Raw genomic sequence first — 1,764 nt, 5'->3', positions numbered from 1 at the left:
CTCAAGTGTAGAGGGTGTAGGAGATGAAAGTCACGTAGTTGGTATGGCCGATCTAGATGCAAAAAAAGAAATGGAAATGCCAGTAGGAGATGGGACATATTATCGCCCAATTACCCTAGGAGAGAGTAGCGGATTACAAAATTTATTTCAAACCCAGTATAAACGTGTAAATCCTTTGGTGGGTCGAGCACATAATGTTAAAAATGCGATTATAGATATAAATAATGAGGAGTATTGGGAAGTAAAGAATGAAGCGAGTAATGGAGCTATTATATTAACTTTAAGTTGGAATGAGCAAACGACCCCTTCTTTTTTATTGACTAATCCAGAGAAGAGTTTACACATTGTTCGTTGGGATGATAAGGGCTTAAAATGGGAAGACTTAGGAGGTATAGTAGATGTATCAACAAAGACTGTAAAGACGCCTATTGTAGTAGAAGCTCAAGGTATTTTTACATTGGCATTAGTGGATTCAGATTATAATTCAGAATTAAAGATTTATAATGCAGTTTCGCCAGATGGGGATGGAAAGAACGATTATTTTATCATAGAGAATATAGATAAGTATCCAAATAATTCTGTTCAGATTGTCAACCGTTGGGGTAGTAAAGTTTATGACACAACAAAATATGATCCAACAGGAGATGGTAATGTTAATGTATTTAGAGGAAAAGCAGAAGGAAAAGGAGTGTTGTTAAGTGGTAATTTACCATCAGGGACTTATTATTATATCGTTAAGTATGAGGTTCGAACAGCAAATGGCTCAGAATGGATAACAAAGACAGGGTATTTACATTTAGAAAATAACTAGAAAATAGGATTGCGATGAAAATAAGAAAAGATATATGTCTAATGACAATAATGACTTTAGGACTTTTAAGTGTATCTGAAGTTTATGGGCAACAAGATCCTCAGTATACCCATTATATGTATAATACGACTAATATTAACCCTGGATATTCAGGGACTCGAGGTGTGCTAAATGTATTTGGGATGTATCGAACCCAATGGGTAGGTTTAGATGGGGCTCCTCAGACAGCTAATATTTCTATTGATACACCATTAGGTGATAATGGATTGTCAGGAGGGATTAACTATACTAATGATCGTATAGGAGCAATGTCTGAGAATAATTTTTCTTTGAATTTAGCATATGCAATAGATTTAAATGATACTTACAAGTTATCCTTTGGATTGAAAGCTACTGCTAATCTTTTAGATGTAGATTATACAAAATTAGATATTCATGATGAAACCGATGTGACATTTGGAAAGAATATCAATAACAAGTTTAATCCCAATATAGGAGCAGGTCTTTATCTTTATTCAGATAAGTCATACTTAGGGTTCTCGGTACCGAATTTTTTAACAACCGATCGTTCGGAGAATGAAGGTCGAGCTTTGATGCGTCAAAAGATGCATTTTTACTTAATGGGAGGATATGTGTTTGAATTGAATCCAAGTTTGAAATTTAAGCCAGCTTTTTTAGCAAAGGCAGTTGAGGGTGCACCTATGCAAGTGGATTTGACAGCAAATTTCTTGATTGTAGACAAGTTTACTATTGGAGCTGCGTATAGATGGGATTCATCTGTTAGTGCCTTGGCAGGCTTCCAGGTGAATGATGGATTATTTATTGGATATTCTTATGATGCAGATACCTCTAAGTTATCGAGATATAATTCAGGTTCTCATGAGATCTTTTTGAGATTTGATTTGTTTAACAAATACAACAAAGTTAGTACAGCTCGTTTCTTCTAAGAAGGT

At 34.9% G+C, this 1,764-nt stretch carries 2 protein-coding genes; both read left to right on the top strand.

The features are described from left to right. A partial coding sequence (locus AABL87_RS17665; protein WP_341277695.1) for a gliding motility-associated C-terminal domain-containing protein occupies positions 1 to 811 on the top strand: 811 nt, incomplete at its 5' end. Between the two features lie 14 nt (positions 812 to 825). Beyond that, the gene (locus tag AABL87_RS17660; protein ID WP_036471636.1) at positions 826 to 1,758 is read left to right on the top strand and encodes a PorP/SprF family type IX secretion system membrane protein; all 933 of its coding nucleotides are present in this window, start codon (positions 826 to 828) and stop codon (positions 1,756 to 1,758) included. Positions 1,759 to 1,764 lie beyond the last annotated feature (6 nt).

Origin of the sequence: Myroides sp. C4067 (genome assembly GCF_038039665.1) — a bacterium.
Classification (GTDB): domain Bacteria; phylum Bacteroidota; class Bacteroidia; order Flavobacteriales; family Flavobacteriaceae; genus Flavobacterium; species Flavobacterium odoratimimum.
The sequence above is the reverse complement of the archived record's forward strand: the minus strand, read 5'-3'. Positions and strand labels throughout refer to the sequence as shown.